This window comes from Paenibacillus sp. sptzw28, assembly GCF_019550795.1.
In the GTDB taxonomy this organism is placed as follows: Bacteria; Bacillota; Bacilli; order Paenibacillales; family Paenibacillaceae; genus Paenibacillus_Z.
On the sequence record NZ_CP080545.1, the window covers coordinates 2,247,778 to 2,271,268 of the forward strand.

The 23,491-nt window shown below is 44.9% G+C and carries 26 protein-coding genes and 2 pseudogenes; 22 read left to right on the forward strand and 6 right to left on the reverse strand.

Translation table 11 applies throughout. From position 1 onward, the window contains the following. Positions 1-89: 89 nt before the first annotated feature. The 10 genes and pseudogenes from cstA (at position 90) to KZ483_RS09910 (ending at position 10,785) form a co-directional block, all read left to right on the forward strand. Complete coding sequence (gene cstA, locus KZ483_RS09870) at positions 90-1,883, forward strand: carbon starvation protein CstA (protein WP_220352483.1); 1,794 nt, start codon at positions 90-92, stop codon at positions 1,881-1,883. A 377-nt stretch (positions 1,884-2,260) separates the two neighbouring features. Continuing rightward, the gene (locus tag KZ483_RS09875; RefSeq protein WP_220352484.1) at positions 2,261-2,821 is read left to right on the forward strand and encodes a hypothetical protein; all 561 of its coding nucleotides are present in this window, start codon (positions 2,261-2,263) and stop codon (positions 2,819-2,821) included. A 735-nt stretch (positions 2,822-3,556) separates the two neighbouring features. Further along, complete coding sequence (locus KZ483_RS09880; RefSeq protein WP_258881624.1) at positions 3,557-4,669, forward strand: phosphotransferase enzyme family protein; 1,113 nt, start codon at positions 3,557-3,559, stop codon at positions 4,667-4,669. 265 nt (positions 4,670-4,934) lie between these two features. Further along, entirely contained in the window at positions 4,935-5,759 is an 825-nt protein-coding gene (locus tag KZ483_RS09885) for an AAC(3) family N-acetyltransferase (protein ID WP_220352485.1), read from the forward strand. A gap of 160 nt (positions 5,760-5,919) precedes the next feature. Then, entirely contained in the window at positions 5,920-6,111 is a 192-nt protein-coding gene (locus KZ483_RS09890; RefSeq protein ID WP_220352486.1) for a hypothetical protein, read from the forward strand. A 268-nt stretch (positions 6,112-6,379) separates the two neighbouring features. After that, positions 6,380-6,940, forward strand: a complete 561-nt coding sequence (locus tag KZ483_RS09895) for a YobA family protein (RefSeq protein WP_220352488.1) — start codon at positions 6,380-6,382, stop codon at positions 6,938-6,940. Positions 6,941-7,104: 164 nt separating this feature from the next. Beyond that, a pseudogene (locus KZ483_RS28435) lies at positions 7,105-7,475 on the forward strand (GNAT family N-acetyltransferase); the annotation flags it as partial. A gap of 176 nt (positions 7,476-7,651) precedes the next feature. Continuing rightward, positions 7,652-8,353, forward strand: coding sequence for a DUF421 domain-containing protein (locus tag KZ483_RS09900; RefSeq protein WP_220352490.1), 702 nt, complete (start codon positions 7,652-7,654; stop codon positions 8,351-8,353). Positions 8,354-9,071: 718 nt separating this feature from the next. Then, entirely contained in the window at positions 9,072-9,671 is a 600-nt protein-coding gene (locus KZ483_RS09905; protein WP_220352492.1) for a hypothetical protein, read from the forward strand. Positions 9,672-9,846: 175 nt separating this feature from the next. Beyond that, positions 9,847-10,785, forward strand: coding sequence for an aminoglycoside phosphotransferase family protein (locus KZ483_RS09910; RefSeq protein ID WP_220352493.1), 939 nt, complete (start codon positions 9,847-9,849; stop codon positions 10,783-10,785). Here KZ483_RS09910 and KZ483_RS28440 read toward each other — a convergent pair. After that, positions 10,783-10,884, reverse strand: a pseudogene (locus KZ483_RS28440) (EcsC family protein); the annotation flags it as partial. The gene KZ483_RS09910 and the pseudogene KZ483_RS28440 sit on opposite strands and share 3 nt — an antisense overlap. A 186-nt stretch (positions 10,885-11,070) precedes the next feature. Here KZ483_RS28440 and KZ483_RS09915 point away from each other — a divergent pair. From KZ483_RS09915 to KZ483_RS09930, 4 genes are all read left to right on the forward strand, one after another. After that, positions 11,071-11,214: a winged helix-turn-helix transcriptional regulator gene (locus tag KZ483_RS09915; RefSeq protein WP_397376167.1), complete on the forward strand. Its 144-nt coding sequence runs from the start codon at positions 11,071-11,073 to the stop codon at positions 11,212-11,214. A gap of 268 nt (positions 11,215-11,482) precedes the next feature. Continuing rightward, a complete protein-coding gene (locus KZ483_RS09920) occupies positions 11,483-12,211 on the forward strand; it encodes an NAD(P)-dependent oxidoreductase (RefSeq protein ID WP_220353363.1) in 729 nt (242 codons plus the stop codon). 15 nt (positions 12,212-12,226) lie between these two features. Next, complete coding sequence (locus KZ483_RS09925) at positions 12,227-12,688, forward strand: DUF2269 family protein (protein WP_220352494.1); 462 nt, start codon at positions 12,227-12,229, stop codon at positions 12,686-12,688. A gap of 556 nt (positions 12,689-13,244) precedes the next feature. Beyond that, positions 13,245-13,742, forward strand: a complete 498-nt coding sequence (locus tag KZ483_RS09930; RefSeq protein ID WP_220352496.1) for a hypothetical protein — start codon at positions 13,245-13,247, stop codon at positions 13,740-13,742. A 715-nt stretch (positions 13,743-14,457) separates the two neighbouring features. Here the strand turns inward: KZ483_RS09930 and KZ483_RS09935 are convergent. From KZ483_RS09935 to KZ483_RS09955, 5 genes are all read right to left on the reverse strand, one after another. Beyond that, entirely contained in the window at positions 14,458-15,054 is a 597-nt protein-coding gene (locus KZ483_RS09935; RefSeq protein WP_220352497.1) for a DedA family protein, read from the reverse strand. A gap of 186 nt (positions 15,055-15,240) precedes the next feature. Further along, a complete protein-coding gene (locus KZ483_RS09940) occupies positions 15,241-15,558 on the reverse strand; it encodes a hypothetical protein (protein WP_258881626.1) in 318 nt (105 codons plus the stop codon). 26 nt (positions 15,559-15,584) lie between these two features. Further along, positions 15,585-16,517: a helix-turn-helix domain-containing protein gene (locus tag KZ483_RS09945; protein WP_220352501.1), complete on the reverse strand. Its 933-nt coding sequence runs from the start codon at positions 16,515-16,517 to the stop codon at positions 15,585-15,587. A 147-nt stretch (positions 16,518-16,664) separates the two neighbouring features. After that, positions 16,665-17,834, reverse strand: coding sequence for a DNA polymerase III subunit beta (gene dnaN, locus KZ483_RS09950; RefSeq protein ID WP_220352502.1), 1,170 nt, complete (start codon positions 17,832-17,834; stop codon positions 16,665-16,667). A 1-nt stretch (position 17,835) separates the two neighbouring features. Further along, on the reverse strand, positions 17,836-18,084 hold the full coding sequence (locus KZ483_RS09955; protein ID WP_258881627.1) for a ribbon-helix-helix protein, CopG family: 249 nt from the start codon (positions 18,082-18,084) through the stop codon (positions 17,836-17,838). Positions 18,085-18,174: 90 nt separating this feature from the next. Here KZ483_RS09955 and KZ483_RS09960 point away from each other — a divergent pair, with 90 nt between their 5' ends. The 8 genes from KZ483_RS09960 (at position 18,175) to KZ483_RS09990 (ending at position 23,484) form a co-directional block, all read left to right on the forward strand. Next, the gene (locus KZ483_RS09960) at positions 18,175-18,348 is read left to right on the forward strand and encodes a hypothetical protein (RefSeq protein WP_220352503.1); all 174 of its coding nucleotides are present in this window, start codon (positions 18,175-18,177) and stop codon (positions 18,346-18,348) included. After that, a complete protein-coding gene (locus KZ483_RS09965) occupies positions 18,345-19,217 on the forward strand; it encodes a hypothetical protein (protein ID WP_220352504.1) in 873 nt (290 codons plus the stop codon). Before KZ483_RS09960 ends, KZ483_RS09965 begins: the two co-directional genes overlap by 4 nt. Positions 19,218-19,237: 20 nt before the next feature. Next, positions 19,238-19,984: an EcsC family protein gene (locus tag KZ483_RS09970; RefSeq protein ID WP_220352505.1), complete on the forward strand. Its 747-nt coding sequence runs from the start codon at positions 19,238-19,240 to the stop codon at positions 19,982-19,984. 143 nt (positions 19,985-20,127) lie between these two features. Then, complete coding sequence (locus KZ483_RS09975; RefSeq protein WP_220352506.1) at positions 20,128-20,634, forward strand: TetR/AcrR family transcriptional regulator; 507 nt, start codon at positions 20,128-20,130, stop codon at positions 20,632-20,634. Positions 20,635-20,766: 132 nt separating this feature from the next. After that, complete coding sequence (locus KZ483_RS09980) at positions 20,767-21,678, forward strand: hypothetical protein (RefSeq protein WP_220352507.1); 912 nt, start codon at positions 20,767-20,769, stop codon at positions 21,676-21,678. Next, positions 21,675-22,112 carry an ABA4-like family protein gene (locus tag KZ483_RS09985; protein WP_220352508.1) on the forward strand — a complete coding sequence of 146 codons (438 nt, stop codon included), beginning with the start codon at positions 21,675-21,677 and terminating at the stop codon, positions 22,110-22,112. The genes KZ483_RS09980 and KZ483_RS09985 overlap by 4 nt, the downstream gene beginning before the upstream one ends. A 141-nt stretch (positions 22,113-22,253) precedes the next feature. Continuing rightward, positions 22,254-22,442, forward strand: coding sequence for a hypothetical protein (locus KZ483_RS28445; protein ID WP_258881628.1), 189 nt, complete (start codon positions 22,254-22,256; stop codon positions 22,440-22,442). Between the two features lie 148 nt (positions 22,443-22,590). Continuing rightward, positions 22,591-23,484, forward strand: coding sequence for a helix-turn-helix transcriptional regulator (locus KZ483_RS09990; RefSeq protein WP_258881722.1), 894 nt, complete (start codon positions 22,591-22,593; stop codon positions 23,482-23,484). The last annotated feature ends 7 nt before the right edge of the window (positions 23,485-23,491 follow it).

A 23,491-nucleotide genomic window follows, 5' to 3' on the forward strand; every position in this document is an offset into this window, starting at 1 on the left:
TAAACCTTTGCGTTCTGTCCTGAAAACCTAATAAACGGCCTTTCATTATGTATGATGGATTTAATTAAATCCTTTGGGAGGTCATACGAATGAATGCGGTTACAATAGTGATAGGATCGATCTGTATTCTCATGATTGCATATCGGTTATACGGCACATTTATAGCGGCCAAAGTACTGAAGCTCAGCGATGCGAGCCCAACTCCGGCCCACACGTTAAACGACGGGAAGGATTATGTTCCGACCAATAAATGGGTCACCTTCGGACACCACTTTGCCGCCATTGCGGCCGCCGGTCCGCTTGTCGGCCCGATACTCGCTGCGCAGTTCGGCTATCTGCCCGGCTTGCTCTGGCTCTTGATCGGGGCGGTTATTGGAGGAGCGGTTCACGATGCAGTTGTCCTGTTCGCCTCCATGCGCAAGAATGGCAAGTCGTTGTCTGAGGTAGCGAAGGACGAGCTTGGTCCCGTTGCGGGTTTCTGTACCGGTCTCGCGATGCTGTTCATCATCACGATTACGATGGCGGGATTATCGATGGTCGTGCTGCATGCGCTGGAGAACAACCCCTGGGGAACGTTCGCCGTCGGAATTACGATCCCGATTGCGATGGGTGTAGGCCTATTTTATAAGAAAACAGGTAACCTGAAATTAGCTTCGACGATCGGCTTTATTCTTCTCATGGTCGGCGTTTTTGCCGGCCCTTCCATTCAACATACCGTTATTGGAGAGTGGCTAACCTTTGATACGAAGACATTAGCCGTAATTTTGCCTGCGTACGCTTTTTTTGCGGCGGCGCTTCCCGTCTGGCTGCTGCTCGCTCCGCGCGACTATTTGAGCAGCTTTATGAAGATCGGCGTATTCATCGCTCTGATTATAGGCGTGTTTGTTATTAATCCCGGCATTCCATTCCCTGCCGTGACGCAGTTCGTTAATGGCGGCGGGCCGATTATTGCGGGTCCAGTCTGGCCTTTTATTTCGATTACGATCGCCTGCGGCGCGATCTCCGGCTTTCACGCTTTTGTCGGGTCGGGGACAACGCCGAAAATGATGAACCGCTGGACCGATATTAAAGTGGTCGGCTTCGGTGCCATGCTGGTCGAATGCGTCGTCGGCATTATGGCTTTAATAGCGGCTACCTCGCTTCAGCCTGCAGATTATTTTGCCATCAACTCCACACCCGCTGTATTTCAAACGTTAGGTATGAATGTCGTCAATTTGCCGCATCTCAGCCAAGAAATCGGCCTGAGTCTGGAAGGCCGTACAGGCGGAGCGGTCACACTTGCGGTCGGAATGACGTATATCTTTACGAAAATCCCTTGGTTCAGCCATCTGGCACCATATTTCTTCCAATTCGTCATTATGTTCGAAGCCGTTTTCATTTTAACAGCAATTGATGCGGGAACCCGCGTCGCCCGTTATCTCATCCAGGATTTCTTCGGTGAAGTTTACAAGCCGTTGAAACGGGTGGACTGGGTCCCGGGCAATATTTTTGCCAGCGCGCTTGCGTGTCTGATGTGGGGCTATCTGCTTTTTTCCGGCGATATCGGCTCGGTATGGGCTTTGTTCGGTGTTTCCAATCAACTGATGGCCTCGATAGGATTGATCATTGGTGCAACCGTAATCCTGAATATCGCCGATAAGCGCCGTTATATGCTGACCTGTCTCATACCGCTTGCCTACCTGTTTGTCACGGTTAATTATGCAGGTTACTGGATGGTGAAGAACGTCTATCTCAATCCGTCGGCGGCCGGTTTCAGCATCCTTAATGCCGTCTTATCTATAGTGATGCTTGTGTTAGGCATTATCATTCTCGTCATGGCTGTCAAAAAGTGGATCCAATTGTTGAACGCCCCGCGACTTCAGCTGGAAGCTCTGTCGGCTTAGACTCATATCCAACGATAAGGTCCGGTTATCCGGGCCTTTTTTTTAATATCTTAACGGCAGCCTCGCTGCGCTAACCATTTTTTAATAACTGGACGCGCTACCTTTGCGAGCTTAGACAACAGCTTTAAGCTGAACCCCTGTTGCTCGTGAACCGACCGGATGACCTCATACACTTGCCTTGCCTATGCCCGCTTAAGCTCGCCCCCTTTGCAATTCCTGTAACTTTTTTTAAGAAAACAACCTCTGCCCGAAGCCGCTCATTTCATACTCAAGCTTCTTCGGGGCAGCATAGTGTAATGATATTGGTTTTACCAAAGTTCTCCTGTGTCAAATATTTTATGCTTCATTTATATTTGAAGAGAACAGGGGGCTAATATTTGATTAACAAATTAAAATTTATGTTAACACCACTCATTGGAAATTGCGCTTTGATTTTCGTGTTATATTATCTTCTCAACCGTTTCGTCTTTGGAGGATTAACGGGTTTCTGGGGAAATGGTCCATTTATTACTGAAGCTATTTACTTCGGACCATTAACAGTAATAGCAATCATTATGATTATAGTTTTCAACTGGGCATGTTATATCGGTTTTCAAAAAGCGCGGGGCAATCTAAAAAAAATTTATTCAAATAATAAATTGCTTTTACTATTATTGGCGTCTATACTGGCAATTTACCTAGTATTGAATGCGAATTTGATTAGGGGGTATATTGTTCAACCCTATTCCAGGAGTGAGCTTGCACAGGTTACTTGGAATGATTGGGAAAAGATGAGTTCAGTTGATAAACTACGAGTAGGTCAATCCTATTATTGGGAGTATAAGGGTCGACAAGATGGATTATATAAGGCGTCTGATTATGTAACTCTTATTGAATCATTGCTCAATAATTATGACAGCATAGATCATGCAGTTTTTTACCATTTTTGTGAATGTTGAGCTATGAAGAACTATTAGCTGGTTGGAGAAATATGAAAGGAGTTGAATGAGAAAGATGACAGCATCATTTTCACATAAGCCCGAAGGATACGAATGTCCATTTTGTCGTGTTTCGGGTATCGAGCGACCTAATCAGGGAACAAAAAACTCCCAGCGGATTACGCTGTTGTAATTCACCGCGCGGCTCAGCTTACAGCGTTTGCAATGAAAAGTACATATGATGTGATGGGATTTCTACGCGGCAACATAATGAGCCTGCTGGCAATCAAGACGTGTGGCATTATCATCTCCATGTTTACCCTAGATATGTGAATGATCAACTTTATCTGACAAAGGGTTCTGAGTCCGATCCAGATGAACGCTCTTTCTATGCTGGTAAGTTGCGTTCTTGGATAAAGGAAGGGTTGCCACATGGCAGCCTTTTCACAGCTAAAAGGGACACTATAATTAAACCCTTTATTTCATTTGACTTTCTTAAAATTAGGTCTTGATAAGTGATGGTGTAGCCTGCGAGACATAAAAAATCCCCTGCGCTTCGGCCAGGTAGCTCGAGAAGGTTAAAAGTTGAATTTTATTATACAGAAAGTTTCCCCTAGAATTTGAATGGCATTTTTAGGTAAAATATAAGGCGGAAATAGCTGAAAGGAGTGATCTATTAATGTTAAACAAGGTGGTTATCATTTAAGTCCACAGAAGGACTTTTCATTTTTAGGCTTCTTCTGTGGTAATTTCGGTGTGGGAAGAGTTGCAAGAATTTTAACTGGAGGAGATATTATAAATTATAATGAGGTTATTAAAATCAGTGATGCATATTTACTTACATTAGTATCAGAGTTGTACGGATTAGAAGGCTATGAAATCATGCCGGTTAAGGCACATAATGGAGGGCGTAATGTCGTTTATACATGTGAGAAAGAGGGCACCGATGCAAAAATACTTAGAATCGCCTTCTTAAATGACAGAAGCCGGGAAGATTTTCTAGGTGAACTTGAGTATGTCAGGTATTTATTCAATCATGGCGGAAGTGTTTCGGATGTAGTCAACTCCCTGAAGGGGAATTTGCTAGAAGAAATAACTCATAATAATCATACCTTTTTTATCTGCCTGTTTAAAAAGGCCAAGGGAAAAATGCTTGTGGAAAATAATTTTCGGTACCGGGAAGGAGCTCCAATTACCGAATATTATTATAACTGCGGTAAAGTCCTGGGGAAGCTACACCAAATATCGAAAGGATATACTCCTGTCCATCGCCGGTATAGTTTTTTTGACAAATACAATGCTGAATATATCGACAAACTCATTCCCGGTTCGTTACCTCTGCTGATGGAGAAGCTGTTAGATCTCCTTAAAACCTTAGAGGAATTGGACAGGAACCGTGAGTCTTTCGGTATGATCCATTTTGATTACAATGATGGGAATTATTCGATAGATTTTGATAACGGGCAAATAACCGTTTATGATTTCGATAATTCTTGTTACTGTTGGTATATGTTTGACTTGGCCAGTCTCTGGACAAACGGAGTGGGCTGGATACAATTTGAACCAGATGCCGGCAAACGGAAAAAGTTTATGGATGATTATTTTAAAACAGCCCTCGAGGGATACAAATCTGAGACCAGGATCGAAGATTCAATGCTAGAAAAATTGCCCTTATTTATCCAAGTAAACCTCATGGAAGGTATTGTAGATGCATTCGAGGTAATGCGGAACAACGGCGAAGAGCCGGAGTGTGATGAGGAGTTGTCGTATCGCATAAAATGCCTGGAAGACGATATCCCGTATATGGGATTTTTCCATGAAATTTACTCGTGTGAAGAACCCTTTGAGTATGAGGAACGAAATATTTAGTCTTTTTGCAGCATCTTTTGACTGAGCTAAACCGAGGGACGGATACGATAGTGAATGCGAAAGGGGCTGCCGCACGGCAGCTCAACGGGCAGTATAATATAGTTTATAAACGTACTTTCCAAAAAGTGTGTGGTAAACTATTCATATATAATTGATGGACTTAAACAAACATTTGCCAATAAGAGTTTTGAAAACACGTGATTACAGAACAGTGACAATTCAAAAAATGGATTAGAACGATCGTTAATTGGGGTGATGGATGTTCATGTCAGTTTCAAAAAGTGATATTGGAAAAGTCCTAATAGACTTAGGAATAAATAAAAAACCAGTTTGTGTTCATTCTTCACTCTCTTCATTTGGATGGATTGATGGAGGAGCAGAAACAATTGTTCAAGGTTTCTTAAATGAAGAATGTACTTTACTTGTACCTACATTTTCAGATGCCTTTAGTGTATTCCCACCAGAACATCTAAGACCATCCCAAAATGGTTGCGGTGACTATAGTTGGTTAACTAACGACAATTCCAAAGAAATGAATTATATTTATTCTCCAACGAGCAATGAAGTAGATATAGAGATGGGTGCTATTCCCAAAACAATACTAAGGTTGAAAAATCGACTACGAGGTAATCACCCATTAAATTCATTTACTGCAATTGGGTCATATGCAGAAGAATTGATATCGAAACAAGCTCCGTTAAATGTATATGCACCATTAAAAGCCATTGCTGAACTTGGTGGATATGTTGTTCTTATGGGTGTTAATTTTAACCGTTTGACATTAATTCACTTAGCGGAGCAAATGGCAGGAAGAAATTTGTTTAGACGATGGGCTAAAGATTCTAAAGGTTTAACAATTGAGGTTGAGGTTGGCGGATGCTCCGAGGGTTTTATTAAATTACAGGATGTTCTTATGCCAGTTACTAAAAAAGTTAAAGTTGGCCAAAGTGAATGGAATGTACTTGATGTAAATTCAATGCTAAAGATTTCAGAAAATGCCATAAGGAATAATCCTATGATAACACATTGTGGTGATTATAGATGTGATCGCTGTAATGATGCTGTTAAGGGCGGACCCATATTAGCATGATAAATGTTAGATAGCACGAATGTTGTTAAACTAAACCGAGGGACGGGTACGATATTTCAACTCCAAAGGGGCTGCCACGTGGTAGCCCCTTCGCTCAGCTAAAGGATTTGTTTGCACTTTCGCGAATAAATATGTTTAAACGGTCAGAGGGGTAATGACGATGGCAATAGAAGACATATTTATCGGAGCCGAGATGCACTCAGTGACATTTGTTCGGGATTATGTTCAGTTTGGTTTTCACTGTGATAAAAATGATGCGTGTTTAACGGCTTATGCTTTAGCATCGGTAACATTGAACGGCGTGGAATATAGTAAAGAGAATGTTGACTACCGAGACGCCCTGTGCGGCTAATCAACCAAATAGTTAAAGATGTTGACATCATAAAAGATGATTTAATAAAGGTAATATTTGAAGGAAACGATGTAATATCAATTAGTCCTACACAGGCTTAATCATTTCACGAAGATCATTTGAAGTGTGTCACCTGTGAAAGGTTCTTCATAAATGACGCAGTATTAATCACAACTGATGTTCCGAGACGGCGTGTAGAATATTTCAAACAACAGAGGTTCGATGATGAAGGTTATCAAGGTGTTCCGACAACGAGGAGGAATGAACCATGCGTTTAAAAATAATATTCTTGATTTCCGTTGTTGTACTGTTGCTTTCTGCTTGCGGAGTGAAACAAGATAATAGTACAAAAAGCACTGTTGAAGGTACCTCGACAACTGCTTCTACAACGCAGGATAAAGGATTCATAGGGTATGTCGTTAAAATCGACGGAGACCGTATCCTTGTGGTTTCCCCCGATGTTAAAGATTACAGCTCCACAGGAGGTCCAAAAAATTATTATCCCGCGATTTGGTTTGATGAGTCGCCATCCAATATTAATGTCGGAATGAAAGTAGAAGTGTGGGCAGAGGGAGGAAAGCTAGAGGAGTCGTACCCTGCCCAAGGTAAGGCAGAGCGTGTTTCCGTTATTTCTGATTCCCAATCAGAAGGAACCAAGTTGTTTGAAGCGGAGGCCGTTAATCAGGCGATTTCCTCGCTTGAGATTAAGAAATCTCATTTTAATGTGGTCAAAGAAGTTAAGTACGACCCGACTGCTTCAGTATGGACAGTTTATGTGCTAAACGATAATCATGATGGTGTCATACCAATTCAGGTGTCCGATAAGTGATTGAGCTAACGGACACAAGAGCGCAGCGGTGGATATCCATCGCTTTTTCTTCGTTTAACAAACGGAGATTACGTTAACGAAAAAATCTGCACAATTATGTCCCGATTAACCAATTGCCAATATGTCAAAAAGGATACCCCTAAAAAAGCCATGGATACATGATAGTATATTCGTGCTATGTCCTTGCAACCAATGGGGGACATCCATTTCCGTTAGCCATTTACTTGGATGGCAGCCGGTCGGTTTTGTTATGCTTACTTATGGAATCACCGGATACGACCTCCCGTCAATCGCCACGACAGCTATTGCATCGTGCGACTGATGATCGACAAGCACCACCAGAACCGGGGCTACGGTCGGGAAGCCATGAAAAAAACCTTGGAATTTACACGACCTTTCCGGCCGGGCTTGCACATTACTGCTGGATTTCTTATAAGGCAGATAACTTGCCCGACAAAAAGCTTTATGAAAGCCCGGATTCCGTGACAACGGCGAAATCTTTGGAGACGAGCTAATCACCGTATTGCCAGTCTGATTTGCACTGGAAACTCAACTATCAGGACGCGCTAGCGAAACGACGAACGGACTGCCGGCATACCGGCAGCCTGTTTAACTATAGGGCAGTAGGACGTAATTGTGCTGAATTGAATGGCTTGGGTAGTGATAGGGTAACATAATTGCTGGAAATAAGATAACGGAGGAAATGTAAGCGTGGATTTTTTTAAAAGCCAAGAGTCATTGACGACAATGGGATGGATTTTACGGGGGATTGTCGGATTTGTATTTCTAATAATTGCGGCCAAAATGATGGGCCAGCGTTCAATATCACAGCTTAGGTTTCTTGATTTCATTATCGCGTTAACGCTGGGAAATATTATTGCGCATCCACTGTCGGACGAGCAACTTGGGCTAAAGGGCTCCATGATTACGACCGTTTCGCTCGTGATCCTATACATAGTCGCGATATGGCTCAGTCTAAAAATCCCACTGTTTAAACAATTTTTCGATCCGCCAGCGATCACCCTTATTCAGGAGGGGAAGCTTGATTACCGGAACCTATCTAAAGCGAAGTTAACTATTGATTTCTTGTATGCGGAGCTGAGAAAATCGAGCGTAGAGGATATCTCGAAGGTTGCTTTTGCTGCATGGGAGCCAGGCGGTACACTATCCGTCTTCGTAAATACGGCTTATCAGCCTGTAACTCCGGCTGATCTGAAACTACCCATGCAACCATTCAATCTGACCAAACCGATTATTGCGGATGGCCACATTGAACATACGCTGTTAAGCGAGATCGGTAAAGACCGCGAATGGCTGGAAACGGAAATACTGCCCCACTCATTGAACAACGTTATCTTGGCAACAGTAGATAGTATACTTAAAGTGAAGGTACACGTGGTTAGGAGACCATAAACGAGTGATTCCTCCGGTCGGACGACAAGAACGTTAGCCTTTTTACCGCGCTGTGAAGTGTGGCCGTTAAGCTACCCCGAAAATTACTCTTAGCACAGGTCCAAAAATGGCAATACGAAACTAAGCCCAGTTTTAATGGTTTTAAAAAAAGGACCTGTACGGGAATGTGATCGTTCCCGAACAAACCGCAGTCCAGCCGGCAATCAATCCTGAATGGGACCCGACACGCGAGTACATCCTGAAAGTGCGGAATTTGTCACTTATCTGAATACCTTCTTGTCATCCGAAACCAACTTCATGATAAGCAGCATTATTTTTGTTGAAGCTAAAGAAAATCCTGGACGAAGACCATTTCCGAGGAAGACGCGTTATTTCGAAATTGTGTCTATGGGAAAATCAATTGTAGTGTCGGCTACACCAGAACGGTTGTCAATTGCTAAAAACACAACAACGATCATCGTATTCACCCGCATGGATGTCTGATTGGCGATGCAATTTTGAAGGGTTTGAACCGTAATTTCTTAAAAAGTTTCAACTAACGGGTAACGATAGTGAAGGAGCAGCTTCGGGCAGCTCCCTTTTTGGTTTATTGAAGTAACGGGCAGTAGAACGTAAGTAAATTCATATATATACGTTAAAGTAAGTATGTGGTTATCGTAACGCCAGGATTATGAAATTTCATTATTGCGACAGATTCTCAAGGAGGGAGGTTTAACTAATGAAAGTAAAAAAAGTATTATTTATTATGGCACCAGTTGTTGCCGTAATTTTTCTTTGGTTATCAGGTTTGGTTGGTTTATGGACTGAAGGGATGGCTTATGTTGCGAATAACACCAAAGAATTTACTGATAGAAACGGTCATGTTGTACAAGGGGAATATACCATTGCAATTGACCTGTCAAATTTAGAAAGTAATATCGGAAAAGAGCTATACAATGATGGTACCCATAGGATATATGTATCTTGGATTGATAATTCAGGAAATATAAATTCTGGAGGATATAGCATCGGTTTTCGGTCCAGTGGACATTATTCTCTAACAGGTGCTTCATTAATTTCAGGGGGTCATCATGCTACCGTAAACGGAAATTCATTTACAACAAATATGACCGCTAAAATGACAGCACAATATAATAGCAAAAACTACACCAGCTCAGTATCTGGTGTGAGTGGGTTAAACTATAAAGACGGAGATGATTTCTCTTTTTATATTTTCCCGACTGAGTCTTACGAAATACAAGAAATCTCATTAAACGAAACCGGAATAGTACATTTAACCGTTACAGAACTTTTTAAAAATATCTGGAGCAAAAAATAAGGAATTTATTGCGTTAACGGTCACGATAGTTCAACGATCACCGGAACGAGACTGCCGGTATAAATCGGCAGCCTCGTTGCGCTAACTGGTGGTATAGTTTAGTTATAAGAGTATTTTTCAAAAAAGTGTGTGCTATACTGATCGAAGCACGAACTTGAGGGGGATGAAAGAAACTATGGAGGATGCTGTAGTTATACAAGCAGAACGAATTGCAGGCGATTTTCTGCGAGAACAAACAAAAACATCTTACCAAATCATAGGTAAAGGTATCACAAATCAGGTTTGCGTAGTCGAAACTAAGAGCCATAAAGTCGTTGTCCGCATGAACGATAAAGATACATTTCCAAGCTTTATCAAAGAAAAATGGTGTATCGAGCAAGCAGCCGCAGTTGGCATTCCTGGACCTGAGGTGTTGTCCATTGGCATTGTTGATGAAACAGCCTATATGATTCAAGCTTTTATAGATGGCAACAACGGGTTAGACAGTACGGTTCCCAGGTCCGATATTTGGAGGCAGCTTGGCGAATATGCCAGGCATATTCATTCGATTCAAGTGAAAGGATACGGAGACAATCTGATTGATCCAGTCCATGGTGAGTTTCAGTCACCTTCTCATGCAGGATCGGACGGCAGTTGGCAAGGGTATGTGCAGTATAATATCAATAGTTTGACGGAGTCTGATCGGTTGATTGAGCTTGGAGTAATTACTCAGATGGAATCGCAGAGAGTAAGAAAACTGTTCGAGAATCTGAAGAAGGAAACGTTCCGGTTCGGTTTAAACCATGGAGATCTCTCTATAAAGAATACGATTGTCAACCAGGCAAACCAAGTTATATTGCTGGATTGGAATGCAGAAGTAAACGTGGTACCACATGTAACTGTTATTCAATTGATGCATTACCAAATACTAGGACTAGAAGAAGGCCCAAATATTGAGGAATTCAAAGCGTTTTTAGACGGGTACGGGATAAGTGTAGAAGACCTAGCTGACATGAGGCATTTGCTGCTATTAAGGGCTTTCGATAATCTCAGGTGGGCTATTGATCGAAGTCCTGATTTGATCGAACCCTATACTGCATTTGCGAAACAAGTCGTTGACATGATTATGGATTAGCTCCTCGAGAATGGTGTAATTCGCCCAAGCGCCCGCCTCCGCTCCAATCCCCGGCACCATCTGCTGCATTTTCCGAAAGTCGATTGCGTCGGGGTATTCCTCTGGAACGTCTGGTATCCGTAAAGAAATTAGTTTGTTTTTTGTTGACCGGATTGATAACCTGTAAAATTTTGTTAGGTGTATACTTTAAGGTAATGAACTTACTTAAAGGTAAGGGGATGATTTATCAATGATTCATCAGCTTGAATGTCCAGTGGAGACAATCATTCATGTTTTAGGCGGCAAATGGAAACCAATGATTTTATCGTCCCTCCAAAAGTAGAATATTCCCTTAGTGAATATGGCAAAACATTGATTCCTGTAGCCGAAGTCATGTGTGCTTGGGGAGAAAACCATAATAAGCGGAAATATGAAGAATCTGCTTCTTAAAGCTGGTTCAATTCATTGCACACTAATTCAAGGACTCATAACAAAAGCTGCCACGGGATTTTCCCTGGCAGCTTTTGCTATTTACAGTCAATCTTCTTTTACGATTTTCGCCGTGGACCAACATGGATACCCCTTTCTGCTTAATGCTTACTTTTAAGTAAGGACCCTACATTAAAGTGGGTTCTTATCAAGATTTTTAAACGATGCTAAGCTTGAGTCAATCCAGAGATGAAATATCGGGAGTCATTTATAAAAGGAGGAAAAAATGATGAAAATTATTGTTTTCGGAGCAACGGGAAATACGGGGAGAAGAGCGCTGGAGCAAGGGGGTAAAATGGGACATGAAATGACCGCATTCGTGCGAAACTCCGAGAAGTTTTATGGACAGCAAGGAGAGCGTTCCGCCAAACATGTAAAGGTGATCGTGGACGATATCATAAACCCAGTAAGCGTCGGCGAGGCGCTGTCGCATCAAGACGCCGCTATTATTGCTGCCGGTCATGCAGGTCAAGGAGATGAGTTCGTTTGTCTCGTTGATAACATTATAAGCCAATGCGAAATCCACCCTAGTTTTTCCGTGAGGGTATGGATAATGGGAGGTGCCGGCCTGCTGGATATTCCATATACTGATCTCATTGGCAACAATCTGCCCGGATTTCCGCCCGCATATAAAAATCACAACCGGAATTTTGAACGTCTGCTGCAGTCTGAGCTCGATTGGTCAATTATGTGTCCGGGAACTATGATTGATTCGCTAGAGCCTCCGGCGTCGGTTCATCTGCATGTAACAACGGAAACCTTGCCCATATCAATTCCGGAGACGATCAAGGAATTATCCGAGGCAGATATAGCCGGTTACTTGTTCAGTCGGCTACAAGAGCTGGATGTTGCTTATGATGATGTCGTGAAATGCATGCTGGACCATATCGAGCTCGGAGGACCTTATAAGAGGAAAAGGGTCGGACTCGCCTATCAAAGCGAGATTTCGGTGCGCTAAGGAGCAAGAAGGGAGATGATCAGTTTGTTTGGATGGCTCCTCGTTTTGCATATATTGGCTTCTATCGCGGTAATCGGTCCCGCTTTCATAGTACCCTTCATTACAAGGTCCGCTAGAACCGCCGGCCAGTTGCGCTTTGCTTTTGATGTAACGAACAAGCTTGCCGTCCTGCCTAAAATTGGCGGAGCCGTACTTATTATTACCGGGGTTTGGCTTATGATCATTACCAAGATGGGGTTGTCCCAAATGTGGCTAAATATATCGATCCTATTATCGCTGCTCATGGTTGCCACGATGGAGGGATTGATCGGGCCGCGCATGAAAAGGATCATGGAAATTGTATCTATAATTCAAAGCAAAGGGGATGAAGTACCCGACGAGCTCGGTCGATTGATGAAAAAGATCGTACCAATCGAGACGGCGTCACAGCTGCTTATGATTGCCATAACCATACTTATGGTCCTTAAACCATTCTAGAAGAAGCCGTGCCGTCAACCCTTTCAACAATCGGTCCCCGGGAAGCCCCAGGAGGGGAAGAATTAATAACGAAAGGGCTGCCGCGTGGCAGCCTTTTGTTCCGTATATAGGCAGAGTTCTGTGCATAAAGGACTCCCGTGGACCATTGAATACTTTAATTGCTTAGGAATCCTTAGGATAGCTAGATGAAAGTGAAGTATTATGAAAGCATTAATTGTAACAGGTACGACACGTGGATTAGACTTCGAGATCGGTAAATAACTTATTAAACGTAATCATCTATCAATTCTTTAGCCAGGAATAATAATGATACTATATTAGAACTAGCCATCCAAAACGAATTGAAAATAGCTCCAATCTCACTATTCCAGCAAGCAGTAGCTGGAATGAGCGTATATTGCGCCTCGAAAGCGGCATTAATGCCAATATCACCTTTCCTTAGGGAAGTTAATATAGAAGAAAAAATTGTCAAAAGAGTATGGAAAATAATACTGCTACTAACAACGTCTACTAAAAGATATATTTGATTTATAACAATCAGAAAAGGAAGACACAAATGCTCACAAAAAGAAACGGGATAATTATTATTTTAATAACGATTGTGCTGCTGCTGGCTTTGTACATCGTGCAGCTTGTCCACAATCATACGCAGATGAAAAGTCAGGAGACCAAAATATACGGAACTGTAATAAGCTACGTGGTAGGCGCGCATGATGCGCTTCTAAATTCTCCTAGAGAGCCTCTCGTCCCGACGTATGGTCTCTTAAGAGATGGATCCGGCATGATCAGCGGATTTAATATGGTTCATTACTCAGCCACGCTAAACGAAGTAGTAAGGCTGAACCGCGAAATCGAATATGAATTTTTTACGCTAATGCTGCAAAACAAATTCAATGAAGACCGAGCGTTTTTCATAAACCAGCTCGCGGAGGCTCTAAAGATGTTACCGGAAAAACCGTCGCAAATCGATTCAGCTGTTTTTCAAGAGCAGTTGAATCAGCTAAAAATGACATTTGTCAAATATATGAGCAAAAAATACAATTACTTCAAGTGATCGAAAATGGTACAGCTTGTGCCCTTTGTCCGGACTTTCTTTAAGTCTTATGCATAAGAATCCAACACTGTACTCACATAGTTCTTTACCAAGTTTAAACCTCTATAAGGGTGGGCACTCAAAAGTTCTATTTTAGTTTGTAGGTACTAGCAGAATCAGTAAAAGAATTAGGAGGAGATCTTCTTCCCCCCCCATTTATGCGTGGTCTTATTGGGATCCTTTCAGTAGAGTTCGTGTGTCAATCTAAGGATAATAAATATAAAAGGAAGCGGACTGAATAACCATGAATAAACATAAGGGAGCATTCATTACGGTCTTTATATCCACCATAATAGCAACATTTCTTGTTTTTACTATTGAAGATGGATGGTTGTAGACATACTACTTGTAATTGATGTTGCAGTCGTTCTTTTTGTAATGACAAAACTTTTAAAAAGATAAATAAAAAGCTTTTGATTGAAGTTAATTGAAGGTCGTGGATATAGCGGCCTTGTTTGTTAAGGTGAATTAGTCCACAGAATGTACGCCGGCACCTTAAGAGTGGGTTATATGGTGGGACTCCGGCGGCCGTCCTGATCTCAGGTTCACTTAAGTCCTTTAGTGCTCGCGAAAATCGTACAAGCCATTAAGAAGAACCTTAGCCTCTGAGAGGGCTATCCCAACAGCCGGAAAAGTGGCTAAGGGATAGTCCTCTTGAATTCCAGAAGAAAGATTATTATTGAGAGACGCTTCTTCTCCGACGTCTGGCAAGAACGGCGATGACTGATGCAAGTATGAAGACGGCAGCTGCAGCAAGGGAGTAGTTGGCGATAGTATGAAGCAATCGTTCGATCTGCCAGCCGAAGAGCTTACCGACCATAACGTAAGTTAGTACCCACGCAAGTCCGCCGATGCAGTTATAGATGAAGAAGGTGCGTACCGAAACCTTGAGGATTCCCGATACATATCCGGTGAAGTGCCGCAGCCCAGGGACAAAGTAACTGATTAGTATGATTTTATCCCCATACTTATCAAACCATTTCGTAATCTTGGAGATGCGGTCTTTGTTAAGGAAGAAGTACTTCCCGTTTCTTTCGAAGAAGGGTGTCCCCAGTTTATAACCGAGAAAGTACGAGAATGCAGTGCCGATTACAGCGCCAAAATAGGAGAAGCAAATAACGAGCGGGACCGTAAAGCTCCCAATGGTCGACATATGGCCGGATACGGCCATCGCCAATTCACCGGGAAACGGAATCGCTACAGATTCGGCGAACAGTCCAAGAAATAGTACCAGATAACCGTACTGCTCAAAGAGCTTGTTGATCCACTCCATAATCGCTGCTCCTCGCTGGCAGACATAATTACTTTGCTGCTTAGCATAGTGTAACGCAGAACAAAACTTTCCATAATGGTCCGTGGGTTGGTTTTAGACTGGACTTTGGTCGGAAGGTACTGTGGAAGGCTGTACATCCGAAAAGAAAAGACGGTGGGTTTCTTACCCCACCGCCGGCCAAATTTGCTAATCATATTTGTCGTCCTCGACTCTGCTTTTATTCTCAAGGATGAGTTCAGCCTCAGTCTCAAAATTCAAATATAACGGAGCCGGAAGCCGTTCTAGAATAGTCTGAACCAGGGGTAACGCCGAAAATTCCTCCATTGTCACGGGCCGACTGTCAAGGCCGTAAACCCACTCGCGCAGGGCATCGATAAAATTATAGAAGGAAGCTTCAAATTCATCAGCAGTCGATTCGGCTTCATCTGAATCCGACCCGGACATGGACTCCCAGTTTCGTAAAGCACCGTTTAAAGCCTGATTGAGTTTATCTTCCGCGTTCACCCTGCAGCCTCCCGAGGCATTCATTGTTATGTTTGCTGCTTGAAGTTAATCATTATGTTTTTTACCATTCTGCCGAGTGTTCCCGCATCGACGAAAGGAGCAATACCCGCCAGAATATCAGGGCTAAGATTTCCCGCTTCCACCTCGCCGACCAGTTTCTCAATATTTGCAGCGCTTAGAAACGGAGCCAGGCTTAAGATTCGATTCGCATCTAGCTTCCCGTCAACTGCCTGATTCACCAGACGATTTAACGTTTCGCCGCTAATAAAAGGCATCAGCCCTTGAATGGCATCCCAGCTCAAGCTGCCCTCCACGGCTTGCTGCACCAACCGGTCCACCTGGTCTCTGCCAAGAAACGGCGCTATACCGACAAGATCTTGAATGTCCAAAGAACCATCTATTGTTCTGTCTACCAAGCGGTATAAAGTTTCCTTGCCGATGAACGGGGCTAGACCGGTAATAACATCCCATCGCACATCGCCTTCCTCTGCATGACGGACCATCTCATCCAGCGTTTCCGCGCCCAAAAACGGTGCCAGCCTCAAGATTATATCCAAACTGAAGACACTTTTGTCTATATGTTCGGTGACTTTATGCAGAGAGCTGGTCTTGACCATAGGCGCTACTTCAATTAATTCGTCTATCTTCACTTGCCCGCTATTGATGAGCTCCGCCGCTTGCTCCGGCCTGTTCTCCGCGATTTCTTCAGCGATTGTTCCTAAGATCCGGGATTCCCGGTTATCCGTATCTTCCGCCGCAGTCAGTATGTCGTCAACCGTTTTACCGAATAGCTGAGCAAGCGGCAGCAGCGTCCCGATATCCGGCATCGATTCTCCGCGCTCCCATTTTGAAACCGCTTGATGGCTAATGTTCAGCTGGTCGGCAAGCTCTGCCTGAGTCATGTCCCGATCTTTGCGAAGCTTCGAAATATAAGCTCCAATCCTGCGTAAGTCTACCATTTTATACACTCCCACCGGCTAAATGTACAGTGCGCACTGCCCAAAAACAGCATAGCATATCCGCATACGTTTTCTTATCTAGCGTTGGTTGCATTCACGGATTGGCGTTTTATTCAACTGTCGGTTGAAAAATCATCTCCGCATTCATTATTGCACAAATCTGTCCCGGTAAGCGGAGTGGCTCAGGATCGGAGAAATCAAGTACAAAGCGGAAGTGTTATCGAAAGAAGTGACAGGGGTGATAACGATCGGTTTGTTGCCTCCGGCAAATCCAACCTTGACTTGCCCGCTGTCGATGCAGCGTAATATGTCCTGCATGTATTTGCCGTTGAAAGAAATACCGACTCCTTGACCGGACATGTCCGCCAAGCCCACCTCGTCATGGACATCCCCAATTTCCGGGGTGTTTGAGGCTAATTCCAACTTATTGTTCATGGAGGTGTACAACCGGATAACATTCTCCCCGGCCAGCAGGGTGACGCGTTCCACTGCATGCAGAAAGCCGGCTGTATCAACCGTTATTTCGGTTGTAAAAGATTGCGGAACCTTGTTCTCTAGGGCAGGGAATGTACCGTCAATAACTGCCGAATGTACCGCGAGATTCCTGGATTTGAAACTAATCCGTTTTTCGCCAAGGCAAATTTCGGTGCTGTCCGGAACATCCTTAAGTATTCGCGATATATAAGATAAATTCTTACCCGGAATTACAATATTTGCACCAATTCCGGCGCGATTCTCAACCTTGGTTTCTCTCGAGGCAAAGCGGACCCCGTCAGTAGCTGTCAATCTAAGGGTATTACCGTCAACACGGAAGCAAACACCGGTTAGAATCGGTCTGGTCTCCGATGTAGATACGGCAAATGCGACTTGACGAACGATCGTTTTCAGAGCTTCGTTCGGGATAAGAATGCTGCGGTTCGCTTTTGGTCCGGGTGCAGACGGTGGGAGCAGCTCAGCGGGATTCGTACCGCATAGGCGGTATACCGACTGACCAGCCTTTATCGATAGAATCAAGTTTTCTTCTTCAGCAAGAGTTACGAGAGTACCTGCCGGTAATTTCCGAATTATATCGTTAAAATAACGTGACGGCACGGCAATGGTTCCAGTTTGTTGTACCGTAACTGATGTGCCCACTGGGATGTCATACCGAATGGACATGCTCATATTACTTGAATCAAGAGTCAGTCCATTGACATGAGCTAGTAAAATAACAGAGTTATTCATCGCAACAGCTTTCATTGTATGCTGAAGTCCGGTTATTAATAGCTCCTGAGGTACATCGGTCAACAAGGTATTCACCTCACGCACTGACTTCATTTCACTTCGAGAAGTAAGATTCGATTATTTCACGGATGATTTCCGACCGGGACCCGCCTTTGGAGCTGAGGCGTTCTTCGAGCTTCTCCCAGGTTTCGTGAGGTAAAGTTAAAGAGATCTTTCTCGTTTCACCGACGCTTTTCCTGCCTGCTCCTTCACGAGGCCCGCCTCTTGCAAACATAATACTTAGCTGTCCTTCGCTGCTTGGAACTCCAAGCTTGATGCTGTTCTTATTTTTCAGTTTGCTCACCTCGATTAAATTTGAATTAAGTAACCTTATTCAATTGTGCCTATTTTTACACTAACACAATACGCATCGTGATTACAAGCTATCATTTACTTGGAAACCAGGGTCACGACGTTCCGTATACAATATATGACCCATGCTGCGGCGTACGCCTCCGATATCTGTAACGAGGTTGTCGGCATAGTGGAGAATGATCTGTCACTGGATTTCAATGGCCGGTATCAGACAACGCCAAGCCAATTAGATGAGAGGTTAGAACTGAAATGAATAATCGTAATAGGGAAGCACCGGAAGTCGAGACCCCGGAGGAAAAAACCAGCTCGGCTGCACAAACGCGATCGCCCAAGCAGCGTGCATGGATATTAGCAATGATTATTGTCCTGATCATCGTCTTGTTTGGAGCGATCTTTGTCATAATGATCAATACGTTACGTTCCGACGGCGTGCGGACGGGAATTATTCACGCAGCCAAGCAGTATGAATATAAGACAAAGACAGCCTCTAACGGCTTCGAGCTGCACGTACTGAAGAGCAAGCCCTCCAATATAACATTGGAGCTCGTCAGGCGGAATGTAACTCAGACCGGATATTACGGGATAAACGGCGGATTCTTCTCCGGGGAAAGCCTGCTCAGCATAGCAACGGTGAACGGGTTTCCGGTCGCGGGCCCCAAGGGCCAGTACGGAGTGGGCGATGAGAATGTGAAATATCCGCGCGGGACGCTTCTCTGGGACGGCGCATTAGATAAGTTAAGTGTGCAGATTGTCTCGCGTTCAGCCGAACTGAAGGTTAAGGACCCGAACCGCTTCTGGGCACAAGGGGGTATCAGTATGAGTATTGGCCGCGATGACGCTTGGGAGCTTCAGGCGAAGCTTGAGAACGCGCCCTTCAGTGACGATAAGCGGCTGCGCTCCGCCTTGGTGTACGACAACAAGGGTATGCTGTACCTCGTTGTGAGCGCCACGAAGGGAACGCTGGCGGAATTCCGCGCCGCTCTTCTCGAAACGGTCGGTGACGGTCAGCTTGCGGACGGAATTTTCGTTGACGGAGACGGGTCGTCGCAGCTTCAAGCTGCGGAAGCATCGCTTCCCGGTGACAACCGGCCTGTTGTTCAGATGATACGTATTGTTAAATAACATTTAGGGTGATATGTCTGATGGCTGAACATTATTCGTTATACGAAGAGCAAATTATGAAGCAGCTGGAGCAGTGGGAGATCGCATTGCTCAGGCCCTCCGGCCGGCTGGAGGGCTTGTCCAGGTCCGTTCAGTCACGGATAAACAAAGTCCTCCCGGTGAGAGTGCACAATGCGATTACCGCTGCCGTCAGAGGAATAATTCAGACAACCTTATTCAGTATGGATTATATTCCTGCGAACAACCCGCTTACCGGCGCATCCCTGGCAGAAAGTGACATCAAATCCGAACAACTGCTTGTGTTCTATAAAAGACTCGCAGCCGCTGAAGGAGCAGGTACGGGAGCGGGAGGGATTCTACTCGGATTAGCCGATTTTCCGATCCTGATTGGTATCAAGCTGAAATTCCTTTTTGAATTGGCACACGCCTACGGTTATTCCACAAGAGATATGCGTGAGCGTCTGTTCATTCTGCATGTGTTTCAGCTCGCTTTCTCCAGTCGGACGAAAAAGCCGGCGCTTCTCGATACGATTAAACATTGGAAGCAGAATACCCCTCAGGCTGCCTTAGCAGAGCCTTATGCCGACCAGGTGGATTGGCTGCAGCTGCAGCAGGAATACCGCGATACGATAGATTTTCGGAAAATGCTGCAGCTAGTGCCCGGGATAGGCGCGGTAGTAGGTGCATGGGCGAACTATGGGCTTCTGGAGGAATTGGGGCAAGTCGGTATGAACTGTTACAGGTTGAGAAGGCTGACGGACAAGTAATGGGGCAAAATACAAGTCCGATATGAAAACCGGCCTGCAGCTCAAATTTTTTCTAAGTTTTTGTTACGCCTTGACAATATTACTAATTCGAGGAATAATTTATTTATTGATCAATAAATAAATTAAGGGATAGGATGGTGACTATGGTCGTCCGCGAAGACCGGAAAGAGCAGATCATCGATAAAGCCGTAGGGGTGTTCGCGGAGCGGGGATATTACAAAGCGACAACGGCTCTGGTAGCGAAGGCGGCAGGAGTCACGCAGCCGTATGTATTTCACTTCTTCGCAAACAAGGAAGAGTTGTTCAAGGCGGTCGTAGACCGGGCAGTGAACCGTATATATGAGACATTCTCAGCGGTAGAGGCACCTGCCGACCGTCTCGAAGAAACGATGGGTAAGGCGTTCATTGCCATTATGAATGTACATCGGGATGAGATTCTCCTCGTCATGCAGTCCCACGCGATCGCAGAGCCCGTTATACGGGAGCACGTCAGGGACAAATTCCGTCTTATTCATGAAGCGATAACCGCCAAGTTTAGGCAAGCTGGTATTTCTGATGCTGAGGCGGCGGCAAGCCAGTTTATTGGGACCGGCTTTCTAATAACGGTGTCGGAAGTATTGGGATTACCACAGATGTTGTGTTTTAAGTAATAGAAGGAGTCCATTTAAGTAATAGAAGGAGTCCAGGTCATAGGCGGCGTGAATAATGCTGCCTCTTTATTTAAATTTATATTTATTTATCAATAAATAAATGTAAATACTGATGAGAAAGGAATGGTCCAAATGAAACAAACGAACCGTTACTCATCCAGAGGTACAAACAGGAGGTTATTTGAAGGAGAACGCCTGCTTGTCTTTACCGGTCTGCTCGGATTAACGCTTGCCGCATTCGTAGCCATTTATATTGGGTTTAATGGGGCGGTAGTTTTGCCTGAAGGAAATCTCGTTAGCGCATTCTCCTTTAATGCGGCTATTGGTGTGTTCATTCTGTCAATTGCCGCATTCATGCCATTATCCGGACTTAACCCGCGCAGGCGGACAATTCTCAGGTGGTCCTTTATTCAGGCCACCCTTTATGCCTACGCAGTAGAGACCATTCAGCATTTCCGCGGTATTAATCCGCGGTTCACACGCACGGGCTCTCTTATGGACAATATATCCGGCGCTTTGTTCGGACTGGAATCACTCCTGATCATCGTGTTCACCGTGCTCCTGGCGATTCCTTTTTTCCGCCGGCGTCCATCTGACGGTGAGCGTACACTGACAGTGCTTGGCATCCGCTATGCGTTTATTTCAACGATGATCGCCTTTGCCGCAGGGCTATGGATGATTGTGCTGCAGGGCCGGTTTATGGGGGGAGCCGGCAATGTGATTGTTCTGCACGGGATTGGCTTCCACGCGCTTCAGGCTCTACCACTGCTCGGTTGGCTGCTTGAACGGGCCGATGCCGATAACAAGCGTGCCCCTTTATTGATTCATTTGGGCAGCAGGGCTTGGATGTTATCGATCGTTCTCATTACTATCCAAACCATACTCGGCCGCAGCGTATTTGAGCTGTCGCTGCTTCCGCTTTTGGCTGGAGGTTCGCTTCTCGTATGGTTTCTTACCGCTCTCATGGCTGTGCGGAAAGTGAGAAATGCGGCGGCTGGAGGATCACTGTTCAAGCTTTTCAAAGTGAGGAGGCTGCAGCGTTGATCGAAACATTATTCTCTTTTAATGGTATTGCGATGCTTGGCTGGGCTCTTCTGATTCTGCTGCCTTCATGGAGGTTCACCCGGTTTCTGGCTGGTACTGCTATTTTCCCGATATTCCTTGCGCTGCTGTATGTTATTGGCATATCCGTCGTTATCGCAGACATGGGGCTAGGATTCGTGCGCGATTTCGGCTCGGCCGAAGGAGTGGTTCGGTTGTTGGCCAACCGGGATTTTATCCTCCTGGTGTGGCTGCATATACTCTGCTTCGATCAGGCAGTCGGCCACTATGTGTACCGGGATAATATGACACACCGCTATGTGCCGCTGCCGGTGCAATCGGTTCTCTTGTTTCTGATCCTCATGTTCGGTCCTCTGGGATTCTTGTGCTATCTGGCTCTACGGGAGTTCCGTCAGAGAACGAAAGCAGCGGCCTAATTTAATCCGGATAAGGCAACTGGTGCGACATTTTATGTCGTACCAGTTGTTTTATAATGGGTGCAAATGGAGGCAGACCCCCAGCCAACTTATTGTGGGCTGCCGTCATTACGCATAACAGTTGAAATGGGGTTAAAAACCGTGGCAAAAACAAAAAGAGGACGGGTGCTTTGGAGTCTTCCTTCGCGCGGCAGGGGTACATGTCCTGTTTGCAGCAGTACGAGAATAAAATTGTTGTACCCCCGGGCGAAGTCCGACGGAACAGCAGTCAAAGTATGTAAGAGATGCTGCAATGCACCGCAAAACAAGGTTGACGCAATAACCGGTTAGATTATCGCCTCGAAGGTCCCCGTCCCCTGGCATTAAAGGGACGGGGATTTTTTCGGAATGCGGCTTGCCAGAGGTGTAGTTCCAATGATCTAATAGGGAAAACAAGCATTATTTTCCGATTGAAGGAGCTGATTCAGCTTTGAGTAATATGCATCGCATCCAATGGTTTGATCAGCAAATCAGAGCGGGAAACTACCCGAACAGCAGCCGCCTTGCGCGGCAATTCGAAATATCGAAGCGGCAAGCGCAGCGTGATATTGAGTATCTGGAAATTTCATTGCGCGCTCCATTGATTTATGTAGCCCGAAACCGGGGTTATTGCTACGAGGACAAAACATATAGTTTACCCCTTCTGTATATGACGGAAGAAGAGAACAAGATGCTCAAATACCTTGCCTATCGGTATCGTCAGTACAATTACGATAATGCGGCGGCCGTCAATCGCGTAGCTCATTTGCTGGACCGGTTTACGGAGGAGAAGGAAGCGGAATCGTTCGGCCGGCTTCCTGTTTTTGCAGCGGACCCGCGTATTATTCAGAGCATCGAGCTGCTCTCTTATGCCATACGGGAATGTCTGGCCGTCCATTTTACCTACCGGGATCAGAATAAAGAGGAGCAGTACACCGTCTGTCCTCTAAAGATTGTGTCGAACTATAATGCCGACTATGTGTTTGTATTAACTGACCAAGGGAATCGGAAGAACAGCTTCCGCCTTGATGGCATTCAGCATATAACTGTCACCGCGGAGCGGTTTGATCTTCCGGCGAGCATCGGCACTCATGAATGGGGCGCACCGCTTCCTGCACGCAAGCCGTTCACCGCCAAAGTACGCTTAATGAGTCCCCTTTACGGGGGGGCATGGAAAGGTTACCGGGTCGTATCGAGTGAGGAGCTCGTTTATGAAATCGAGTTCTTCGACACGGATTCTTTCCTGCAGCATCTGCTTGTAACGGAATGGGAGCAGCTTCTGTCTCCTAAGTGGTTGAAGGAGAAGCTCAGCGGAAGATGCCGACAGATGCTTGACCGATTACAATACCGGTGAATAAGCT

Excerpts from the sequence above, each read along its gene's own strand:
- cstA (WP_220352483.1), top strand. The coding sequence starts at position 90 with ATGAATGCGGTTACAATAGTGATAGGATCGATCTGTATTCTCATGATT.
- KZ483_RS09885 (WP_220352485.1), top strand. The coding sequence starts at position 4,935 with ATGTCAGTTTCAAAAAGTGATATTGGAAAAGTCCTAATAGACTTAGGA.
- KZ483_RS09890 (WP_220352486.1), top strand. The coding sequence starts at position 5,920 with ATGGCAATAGAAGACATATTTATCGGAGCCGAGATGCACTCAGTGACA.
- KZ483_RS09895 (WP_220352488.1), top strand. The coding sequence starts at position 6,380 with ATGCGTTTAAAAATAATATTCTTGATTTCCGTTGTTGTACTGTTGCTT.
- KZ483_RS09905 (WP_220352492.1), top strand. The coding sequence starts at position 9,072 with ATGAAAGTAAAAAAAGTATTATTTATTATGGCACCAGTTGTTGCCGTA.
- KZ483_RS09910 (WP_220352493.1), top strand. The coding sequence starts at position 9,847 with ATGGAGGATGCTGTAGTTATACAAGCAGAACGAATTGCAGGCGATTTT.
- KZ483_RS09915 (WP_397376167.1), top strand. The coding sequence starts at position 11,071 with ATGGAAACCAATGATTTTATCGTCCCTCCAAAAGTAGAATATTCCCTT.
- KZ483_RS09920 (WP_220353363.1), top strand. The coding sequence starts at position 11,483 with ATGAAAATTATTGTTTTCGGAGCAACGGGAAATACGGGGAGAAGAGCG.
- KZ483_RS09925 (WP_220352494.1), top strand. The coding sequence starts at position 12,227 with ATGATCAGTTTGTTTGGATGGCTCCTCGTTTTGCATATATTGGCTTCT.
- KZ483_RS09930 (WP_220352496.1), top strand. The coding sequence starts at position 13,245 with ATGCTCACAAAAAGAAACGGGATAATTATTATTTTAATAACGATTGTG.
- KZ483_RS09935 (WP_220352497.1), bottom strand. The coding sequence starts at position 15,054 with ATGGAGTGGATCAACAAGCTCTTTGAGCAGTACGGTTATCTGGTACTA.
- KZ483_RS09945 (WP_220352501.1), bottom strand. The coding sequence starts at position 16,517 with ATGGTAGACTTACGCAGGATTGGAGCTTATATTTCGAAGCTTCGCAAA.
- dnaN (WP_220352502.1), bottom strand. The coding sequence starts at position 17,834 with ATGAAGTCAGTGCGTGAGGTGAATACCTTGTTGACCGATGTACCTCAG.
- KZ483_RS09965 (WP_220352504.1), top strand. The coding sequence starts at position 18,345 with ATGAATAATCGTAATAGGGAAGCACCGGAAGTCGAGACCCCGGAGGAA.
- KZ483_RS09970 (WP_220352505.1), top strand. The coding sequence starts at position 19,238 with ATGGCTGAACATTATTCGTTATACGAAGAGCAAATTATGAAGCAGCTG.
- KZ483_RS09975 (WP_220352506.1), top strand. The coding sequence starts at position 20,128 with ATGGTCGTCCGCGAAGACCGGAAAGAGCAGATCATCGATAAAGCCGTA.
- KZ483_RS09980 (WP_220352507.1), top strand. The coding sequence starts at position 20,767 with ATGAAACAAACGAACCGTTACTCATCCAGAGGTACAAACAGGAGGTTA.
- KZ483_RS09990 (WP_258881722.1), top strand. The coding sequence starts at position 22,591 with ATGCATCGCATCCAATGGTTTGATCAGCAAATCAGAGCGGGAAACTAC.